General features: G+C 75.4%; 8 protein-coding genes. 6 read left to right on the top strand and 2 right to left on the bottom strand.

All coding sequences use genetic code 11. From position 1 onward, the window contains the following. Positions 1 to 8 precede the first annotated feature (8 nt). A complete protein-coding gene (locus OP18_RS45060) occupies positions 9 to 857 on the bottom strand; it encodes an HpcH/HpaI aldolase/citrate lyase family protein (RefSeq protein WP_033365676.1) in 849 nt (282 codons plus the stop codon). 104 nt (positions 858 to 961) lie between these two features. Between OP18_RS45060 and OP18_RS45065 the strand changes: the two genes are divergently transcribed. After that, complete coding sequence (locus OP18_RS45065; RefSeq protein ID WP_033365678.1) at positions 962 to 1,654, top strand: hypothetical protein; 693 nt, start codon at positions 962 to 964, stop codon at positions 1,652 to 1,654. A gap of 101 nt (positions 1,655 to 1,755) precedes the next feature. Here the strand turns inward: OP18_RS45065 and OP18_RS45070 are convergent, their stop codons facing one another. Further along, positions 1,756 to 2,571 (bottom strand): IclR family transcriptional regulator, encoded by an 816-nt coding sequence (locus OP18_RS45070; protein ID WP_033365680.1) that lies wholly within the window; start codon positions 2,569 to 2,571, stop codon positions 1,756 to 1,758. 123 nt (positions 2,572 to 2,694) lie between these two features. On the opposite strand from OP18_RS45070, the gene OP18_RS54020 reads away from it, so the two are divergent. From OP18_RS54020 to OP18_RS45095, 5 genes are read left to right on the top strand one after another with little or no spacing between them, the layout of a single operon-like run. Further along, complete coding sequence (locus tag OP18_RS54020; RefSeq protein ID WP_162189914.1) at positions 2,695 to 3,951, top strand: flavin reductase; 1,257 nt, start codon at positions 2,695 to 2,697, stop codon at positions 3,949 to 3,951. A gap of 14 nt (positions 3,952 to 3,965) precedes the next feature. Further along, the gene (locus OP18_RS62205; RefSeq protein WP_033365682.1) at positions 3,966 to 5,243 is read left to right on the top strand and encodes an acyl-CoA dehydrogenase family protein; all 1,278 of its coding nucleotides are present in this window, start codon (positions 3,966 to 3,968) and stop codon (positions 5,241 to 5,243) included. Position 5,244: 1 nt separating this feature from the next. Next, positions 5,245 to 6,666, top strand: a complete 1,422-nt coding sequence (locus tag OP18_RS45085; protein ID WP_033365685.1) for an aldehyde dehydrogenase family protein — start codon at positions 5,245 to 5,247, stop codon at positions 6,664 to 6,666. Further along, positions 6,663 to 7,514 (top strand): isocitrate lyase/PEP mutase family protein, encoded by an 852-nt coding sequence (locus tag OP18_RS45090; RefSeq protein ID WP_033365686.1) that lies wholly within the window; start codon positions 6,663 to 6,665, stop codon positions 7,512 to 7,514. The genes OP18_RS45085 and OP18_RS45090 overlap by 4 nt, the downstream gene beginning before the upstream one ends. Further along, the gene (locus OP18_RS45095; RefSeq protein WP_033365688.1) at positions 7,511 to 8,641 is read left to right on the top strand and encodes an FAD-dependent oxidoreductase; all 1,131 of its coding nucleotides are present in this window, start codon (positions 7,511 to 7,513) and stop codon (positions 8,639 to 8,641) included. Before OP18_RS45090 ends, OP18_RS45095 begins: the two co-directional genes overlap by 4 nt. The last annotated feature ends 145 nt before the right edge of the window (positions 8,642 to 8,786 follow it).

Genomic DNA, 8,786 nt, shown 5'->3' on the forward strand with positions numbered 1-8,786 from the left:
TCACGGGCTCATGGGGCCAGGGTGAGCAGGCGGCGGGCGGCGCGGACGACCGCGGCGTCGACCATCCGGCCGTCGACGTCGACGAGCACGCCGGCGCCGGAGCCGACCGCGTCGTCGAAGCGGCGGACCAGGTCGGCGGCCGCGGCGAGCTCCTGCGGGGTCGGGGTGAAGACCTCGTTGACGACCTCGACCTGCGCCGGGTGGATGCACGCCCGGCCGAGGAACCCCAGCCGCCGCAACGCCACCGTCGAGGCGCGCAGCGCGGCCAGGTCGCGGTAGTCCGTGCTGACCGGCGCGACCGGCGGGGCGATGCCCGCGGCGGCGGCGGCCAGGACGACCTGGGAGCGGACGAAGAGCAGCTCGCGCTCGTCGGGGCCGAGGGTGACGCCGAGCTCGGCGCGCAGGTCGGCCTCGCCGATCTGCAGCCGGGCGACGCGGGGCGCGCGGGCGATGGCGGGCGCGGCGAGGACGGCGGCGGCGGACTCCAGCAGCGGCACGACCGCGATGGTGCCGACCGGCAGGCCGCACGCCTCCTCGGCGCCGGCGAGGGCCACGCCGAGCGCGGCGACCTGCGCCGGGCTGTCGGCCTTCGCCAGGCACACCCCGGCGAGGTTGGGGCCGGCGACGGCGCGCGCGTCGGCCTCGCCGGCCGGGCCGGTGTTGACCCGCACCCAGACGGCGGGGCGGCCGGTGGCGGGCAGCGCGCCGAGCCACTCGGCGACGAGCGCGCGGGCGCGGTCCTTGCCGGCGGCGGGCACGGCGTCCTCGAGGTCGACGATGAGGGCGTCGGCGCCGCGGTGCAGGGCCTTGTCCAGCTTCTGCGGCGCGTCGCCGGGGACGTAGAGGTACGACCTCATCCGATGCTGCCCTTCCCGCTGGTGAGCGGATGTGACACTAGGCAGTCCACCCCGCCGGAGTCAAGGACTTGTTTCGCACAGCGGATCAGTGTTTCCATTGCGCGATGGGCTGGTGGATCCTGCTGCACCTCGTGCTGTTCGTGTTCTGGCTGGGCGGCGACCTCGGCGTCTTCTACTCCAGCCGGTTCGTCCTGCGACCCGACCTGCCGCCCGCCGCCCGCGACACGGCCCTGAAGATCATGGGCGGGCTGGACCTGGGCCCGAAGATCTGCCTGGTGCTGTTCCTGCCCAGCGGGGTCACGCTGATGGCCCTGGACGCGCACGGCGCGGCGCTGGGCGGCTTCGAGCTGTTCCACTGGTGGACCGTGCTGCCGGTGTGGCTGTTCGCCCTCGGGTGGCTGTTCCTGACGGTCAAGGACCACCACGCGCCGGGACGGCACCCGCTGGTGCGGCGGGCCGACTGGGCCATCCGCATCGCGTTGATCCTCGTCCTGTACGCCCTGGCGGCGTACACGATCGTGGCGGACGAGCCGTTCGGCGTGTCGAGCAACCCGAAGTGGCTGGGCGCGAAGGTCGCCCTCTACGCCACGGCGATCGCGTGCGGCCTGGGCATCCGGCGCACCCTGCGCGGCTTCGCCGCGACGTACGGCGCGCTGATGACGACCGGCTCGACGCCGGAGGTGGAGCGCGCCCTGCGGCGGGCGGTGGACGGCTGCCTGCCCTACGTGTGGGGCATCTGGCTGTCCGTCCTGGCCGCCGCCGCGTTCGGCGTCCTCAAGCCCTGGATGCACGGCTGAGACCAGCCGTGGGCGCACCGCCGGGACCGACCCCGGACACACCGCTGGGACCGGTCCTGGGCGCACCGCTGGGACCGGTCCTGGGCGCACGGCCGGGACCGTCAGCCCGGGTGGTAGCCGAGGTGACCGGAGACCCGGGCGGCCGCGGCGAGCAGCCGGTCGGCGCACTCCGACATGCGCGGCTTGAAGCGCGACAGCGGCCCGGCCGCCGACAGCACCGCGATGACGTGCCCGTCGTGGTCGAAGACCGGCGCGGCGATCGAGGCGGCGCCGACCTGGCGCTCCCCCATCGACGTGGCGTAGCCGCGGCGCTGGATGGCGGCCAGCTCCAGGCGCAGCGCCGCGTCCTCGACGATCGTCTTCTCCGTCAGCGCGGTGAGGGCGTGCTTGGCCAGGTACACCTCGATCTCGTCCTCGCCGAGGAAGGCCAGGAACGCCTTGGACGACGCGCCCGCGTGCAGCGGGTAGGGCGTGCCGAGCTGGACCTCCAGGCGCAGCTCCTGCTCCGGCACCACCTGGTCGACGTAGAGGCGCATGTCGCCGCGGCGGATGGACAGGGTGGCGGTCTCGCCGGTCTCCTCCGACAGCCGCCGCAGCTCCGGCGCGGCGATCGCCCGCAGGTCGGTGCGGGCCAGGTAGGCCCGGCCGAGCGCCACCGCGGCGTGGCCGAGCGCATACCGGCGGGTCGTCGGATCGACGGTCACCAGGTCGCGGTTGCGCAGCGCGGTGAGGATGCGGTGCACCGCCGCCTTCGTGAGGCCGAGCTCGGCGGCGATCTCGGTGACACCGAGGTCGGGGCGCCCGACCCGGCCGAAGAGCAGCAGGACGTCCATGGCCCGCTCGACCGCCGCGATGGAGCGGCTGGCGGAGCCGTCGGCGTTGTCGGCGGAGGCCGCCGTCGTGGTGGTGGTCGACACCCCAGAAGTCTAAGCACAGGATTTCCCTAGGGGAAACGGCGTCGCGCATCGTTGACATCGCTTCACCGCCGTCGTTACCGTGACCGTGACAGCGTTTCGCTAAGTGGAACAGAGGTGGGTGCGGTGACGATCGACCCTGACACGTTCCGCTCGGTGCTCGCGCAGTGGCCGAGCGGCGTCAGCGTCGTGACCACCGTCGCGGGCGACGGCTGGCACGGCATGACCGCCAGCTCGTTCTCCAGTGTGAGCGTCGACCCGCCGCTGATCCTCGTCTGCCTCAACCGGCGCATCACCACCCACGCGCTCATCGAGGCCAGTGGCGTCTTCGCCGTCAGCGTCCTGGCCAAGGACCAGACGGTGATCGGGCGCCGCTTCGCCGGCCAGGAGCGCGTCGCCGACCGGTTCGCCGGCGGCGCCTGGCAGACCCGGGTGACCGGCGCGCCGGTGCTGACCGATGCCGTCGGCTGGCTCGACTGCCGGGTCGTGCACGCGTACGCCGGCGGTGACCACACCATCTTCGTCGGCGCGGTGCTCGGCGCCGCCACCGAGCGGGTCGTCGCGCCGCTGCTGTTCCACTCCCGGGCCTGGGGGCAGCTCGCCGACGTGCTGCCCGACGCGGTCGGCGTCGCCGACAGCGGCCTGCTGTCCGCGCTGCGCCACCACGCCGTGCCGGCCGGCGCCGCGGGCACCCTCGCCACCGCCCTGCGCGCCGCCGGGGTCCGTGTCCGGGTCCGCGACCCGCACGGCTGCCTGACCTCCGCCGGCGACCGCCGCACCGCGACCGCGCTGGTCGCCACCGCCGACGAGGTCGCCGACGCCGCGCTGGGCGGCGCCGGCGTGCTCGAGCTGCCCGCCGGCGACACCAGCGGCGGCGCCGCCGGCACCAGGCACATCCTGGAGGAGGCGCGCCGCTACGACATGACCGCGGCCTGCTGGCTGCCGGACGCGTTCGCGCCCGCCCGCGCCGGCGAGGTCCTGGCCGCCGTCGACGCGCTCGCCGCGCTCGGCTGCGACGAGATCGGCCTCGACGAGGGCGCCGAGGCCGCCTCCCCGCGCCAGGTCCGGGCGCTGCTGCAGGACGCGACCGTGCGCGCCTCGACCAGCCCGCGGCCGGTGTCGCTGCGGGTGCGCCTGCGCGACCGGCACGGCCTCGGCCTGGTCAACGCGCTGACCGCGATGAAGAGCGGGGTGCGGCACTTCGACACCACCCTGGGCGGCATCGACGGCGTCCTGGCCTGCGAGGACGTGCAGTTCCTCGCCGACCGCCTCGGCGTGGCCTGCGACAGCCCCCGCGCCGCCCTCGTCGCGGCCGCCGCCGACCTCGAACGACACCTGGGCGGCGCGCTGCCCGGCCGCACGTACCGCGTACCGATCTCCTGAAGGGACCCGCTGTCATGGCACAGCTCACCGCCGACCGCCTGCTGGACGGCCTGTCCGACGCCGAGCGCGGGCGGGCCGAACGGGTCGAATCCGTGCTGCCCGCGCTGCGCGACGCCGCGGCCGGCGCCGACACCGAGGGCCGCTTCCCGGTCGAGCACGTGGCCCGCCTGCGCGACGCGGGGCTGCTCGGCCTGGTCGTGCCGCAGGAGTACGGCGGCCTCGGCGGCACCCTGCGCGACCTCGCCGCCGCCACCTTCGCCATGGGCACCGCCTGCGGCTCGACGGCCCTGGCCTTCTTCTTCCACAACACCAGCGCCTCCCGCGGGCTGCTGCCCCTGGAGGCGATCAGGGCCGGGCTGTTCGAGCCCGGCGAGATCCCGGCCGTGCGGGCGTTCGCCGAGAAGGTCCTCACCCGCATGGCCGACGGCGTCTGGCTGGCCAACTTCGCCAGCGAGTCGGTGAAGAGCGCCGGCGCCAACATCTCCATCAGCACCACCGCCACCAAGGTCGACGGCGGGTGGCTGCTCAACGGCGAGAAGTCCTTCGGCTGCGCCACCGGCGTCGCCGACTACTACCTCACCACCGCCCGCCTGGAGGGCACCGAGACCGCCGCCGGGCTCGCCACGTTCTTCGTGCCCCGCGACGCCGCCGGGGTCGGGGAGCGCCCCACCTGGGACGCCCTCGGCATGCGGGCCACCGCCAACCAGGGCATCACCCTCAAGGACGTGTTCATCGCCGACGACGAGGCGCTCACCGTGCCCGGCGCGTTCGTGCGGATGCTGCAGGTCAGCCGCGGCTCGTTCGTCGGCAACCAGCTCGCCATCTCCGCGGTGTACCTCGGCGCCGCCCAGTCGGCGTACGACACCGCGCTCGCCGCGACCACCGGAAAGACGTTCGCCGACACCGGCCGGCCCGTCGCCAGCAGCCCCATGCACCAGGTGCTGTTCGGTGACATGACGGAGCGGCTGGAGACCGCGTACCTGTGGATCCGCCGCCAGCTGGAGCTGGAGACGTCCGAGCCGCCGCTGCGCGGCAAGGACGAGGTGTTCCGCCAGTGGCGGATGGCGAAGGGCTCCATCACCGAGGCCTGCTTCGACGTCGCCGTCGGCGCGCTGAAGTGCACCGGCACGTCCGGCACCGCCAACACCGGCGTCATCGCCCGCGCCGTGCGCGACATCGCGATGTCGCTGGTCATGACGTTCCCCGCGGAACGCGGCCGGCTCGAGGCGGCCAACATCGTCACCACCGGCGCGGAGCACGCGCTGTTCGCCAACGTCGCGAAGGAGCGCTGAGATGCCACCGGCCAGGTCCCTCGTCGACGGTGCCTGGGCGCCGGCCACCCGGACGCTCACCGGCACCCTGGAGGACCCGGCGACCGGCGCGGTCCTCGGCCCGCGGCTGGGCAGCACCCGCGCCGAGGTCGAGGCCGCGCTCGCCGCCGCCGACCGCGCCGCCGCGTCCTGGGCCGCCGTGCCACCCGGCGAGCGCGCCGACCTCCTCGACGCCTGCGCCGACGCCCTGGAGGCGACCGTCGGCCGGATCGTCGCCGTGGAGAGCGCGAGCACCGGCGTACCGATCCGGCAGGCGACCCCGCTCGGGTTCATCGTCACCGGCTCGTTCCGCCTCGCCGCCGCCCAGCTGCGCGAGGGGTGGCTCACCCGCACCGTCACCCGCGACGACGGCAACCCGGTGACCGTGGAGCTGCTGCCGTGGGGGCCCGCGCTGTGCCTGGTGCCGTGGAACGCCCCGGCGCCGATGGCCGCGCACAAGGCGGCGAACGCCCTCGCCGCCGGCTGCCCGACCATCGTCAAGCCCAGCGAGTACGCGCCCGCCGGCACCCAGCTGCTGGCCGAGACGATCGCCGGGCTGCTGCCGCCGGGCGTACTGCAGCTGCTGCACGGCGGGCCGGAGGTCGGCGCAGCGCTCGTGGGCGACCCGCGGGTGCGGGCCGTGTCGTTCACCGGCGGCGTCCCCGGCGGGCGGGCCGTCGCCGGGCAGTGCGCCTCCGGGCTGAAACCCGTCCAGCTCGAGCTCGGCGGCAACAACCCCCTGGTCGTGCTGCCCGACGCCGACGTCGACGCGGCCGCCCGCGCCGCCGTCGACCTGCTCACCACCCTCAACGGCCAGTGGTGCCGGGCGCTCGGCCGGCTCATCGCACCCCACGGCCTGCTGCCCCGGCTGCTCGCCGCGATCGGTGAGCGCCTCGCCGCCCTGCGCGTCGGCGACCCCGCCGACCCGGCGACCGAGCTCGGCCCGCTCATCCACAGCGGGCACCGCGCGCTCGTCGCGGCCCGCCTGCTCGACCTCGGCGGCAAGGCGCACACGTACACCGACGTGCCCGCCGGCGGGAACTTCTTCGCCCCTGCGCTCGTCACCGGCGCCGCCGAGGAGCCGGCCCGGCACGAGATCTTCGGGCCGGTCGCCACGGTGCACGGCTACGACACCGTCGAGCAGGCGGTGGCGCTCGCCAACGACACCGCGTACGGCCTCGAGGGCTACGTGTTCGGCACCGACGAGGCGGCCGCACTCGCCGTCGCCCGGCGCATCCGGGCCGGTGAGGTGAAGGTCAACGGCTCCTCGGTGATGAGCCTGCATCTGTTCACCCCGCGCCCGGCGTGGGGCGTCTCCGGCCTCGTCGAGGAGGGCACCGCCGAGACCCTGCGGTTCTTCACCAACTCGCGGGTCACCGGCGTCGAGAACGGCTTCGCCCTGTGAGGCGGCTGCTGGCCGGCCCCGGCGTCACCCACCTGCCGGGCGTGTACGACCCGCTCACCGCCGCCCTCGCCGTGCGCGCCGGGTTCCCCGCCGTGCACCTGTCGGGGGCGGCCGTCTCGGCGCTCGCCCTCGGGCTGCCGGACCTCGGCTACGTCCACGGCACCCACATCGCGGACCGGGCCGCGACCCTGATGCCCGCGCTGGGCGGGGTGCCGGTGCTGGCCGACGCGGACACCGGCTACGGCAACCCGCTGCACGCGGTGTGGACGGCCCGCCGGTACGCGGCCGCGGGGGTGGCCGGGCTGCACCTGGAGGACCAGGTCAGCCCGAAACGCTGCGGGCACCTGGCCGGCAAGGAACTGCTGGACGCCGGTGCGGCGGCGGCGAAGGTACGCGCGGTCGCCGAGGCCGGCACCGGTCTGGTGCTCGTCGCGCGGACCGACGCGTTCACCGTCACCGGGCTCGACGACGCGATCGTCCGTTGCCGCGTCTACCTGGACGCGGGCGCCGACGCGGTCTTCGTCGAGGGCGTCACCGGCGCCGACGAGCTGGCGGCCGTGCACGCGGCGCTGCCGGGCGTCCCCCTCGTCGTGAACCGCTCCGAAGCGTCGGGATCCGACGCCTTCCTTGACGACGCCCGCCTGGCCGAGCTGGGGGTGCGCTTCGTGCTGCACCCGGTCGCCCCGCTGCTCGCCGCCCTCTGCGCCGCGCGAGCCGCGTACGCGGCGATCGCCGCCGACGGCAGCGCCGACACGGTCGGCCGGCTGCCGTGGGACGCGTTCACCGGCCTCGTCGACCAGCCCGCGGCGCTCGCCCTGGACGCCCGCTACTCGGAGGTGCCCGCGTGAAGGTCATCGTCGCCGGTGCCGGGCCGGTCGGGCTCACCGCCGCGCTCACCCTGCACCGCCTCGGCGTCGACGTCACCGTGCTGGAGGCCGGCGACGACCTCGCCACCCAGTCGCGGGCCTCGACGTTCCACCCGCCGTCGCTGGAGATGCTCGCCGGTCTCGGGGTCCTGCCCGCGCTGCTGCGGCAGGGCCTGGTCGCGCCGCGCTTCCAGTACCGCGAACGCGGCGGGGCGGTCATCGCCGAGCTGGACATGTCGCTGCTCGCCGGCGACACGCCGTACCCGTTCCGGCTGCAGTGCGAGCAGAGCAAGCTGACCCGCGTCCTGCTGCCGCTGCTACCGCCCGGCACCGTCCACTTCGGACGGGCGGTGACCGGGCTGGCGCAGGACCCGTCCGGGGTGACCGTGCACGCCGGCGAGGACTTCCGCGGCGACTGGCTGATCGGCGCCGACGGCGCGAACTCCGCGGTGCGCCGGTCGCTGTTCGGCGACGCGTTCGACGGGATCACCTACCCGGACCGGTTCCTGGTCGGCTCCACCGACGAGGACCTGGCCGCGCTGCTGCCCGGCATCGCCGAGGTCAACTACCTGTTCGACCCCGTCGAGTGGCTGGTGCTGCTGCGCACCCCGGACCACTGGCGGGTGCTGCTGCCGACCCCGGCCGACACCCCCGACGACGCCGAGCTGGCGCGGCTGCCGCAGCGGCTGCTGGGCGTCGCGGACCCCGGGCGGCCGTGGCGGGTCGCGCACACCACCCTGTACCGGGTGCACCAGCGGGTCGCCGCGTCGTTCCGGGTGGGGCGGGTGCTGCTCGCCGGGGACGCGGCCCACATCAACAACCCGCTCGGCGGGATGGGCATGAACTCCGGCATCCACGACGCCGTCCTGCTCGCCAAGGCGGTCACGACCGGCGACGACGACCTCATCACCGCCACCGCCGAGGCCAGGCGCACCGTCGCCCGCGACTACGTGCAGAAGACCACCCACGGCAACTGGGAGAAGCTGCGCGCCGGCGGCGCCTCCGCGTACGCCGACGAGCTGCGCGCCCTCGCCGCCGACCCGGCCGCGGCCCGCGCCTACCTGCTGCGCTCCTCGATGATCGCCTCGCTGCGCGAGGTGGCGGCGTGAGCGGGCCGGAGCGCAGCGGAGGAGCCGCGAACCATGGGCGCAGGACTGGCTCGCGGCGACGCCGGAGCGCAGCGGAGGTGACGGCGTGAGCGGGCCGGAGCGCAGCGGAGGGCCGCGAACCATGGGCGCAGTACTGGCTCGCGGC

The organism is Dactylosporangium aurantiacum, from assembly GCF_000716715.1.
GTDB classification, from domain to species: domain Bacteria; phylum Actinomycetota; class Actinomycetes; order Mycobacteriales; family Micromonosporaceae; genus Dactylosporangium; species Dactylosporangium aurantiacum.

What these genes read in the sequence shown, in the direction of transcription:
- OP18_RS62205 (WP_033365682.1), top strand. Translation starts at nt 3,966, where the DNA reads ATGGCACAGCTCACCGCCGACCGCCTGCTGGACGGCCTGTCCGACGCC.
- OP18_RS45060 (WP_033365676.1), bottom strand. Translation starts at nt 857, where the DNA reads ATGAGGTCGTACCTCTACGTCCCCGGCGACGCGCCGCAGAAGCTGGAC.
- OP18_RS45065 (WP_033365678.1), top strand. Translation starts at nt 962, where the DNA reads ATGGGCTGGTGGATCCTGCTGCACCTCGTGCTGTTCGTGTTCTGGCTG.
- OP18_RS45085 (WP_033365685.1), top strand. Translation starts at nt 5,245, where the DNA reads ATGCCACCGGCCAGGTCCCTCGTCGACGGTGCCTGGGCGCCGGCCACC.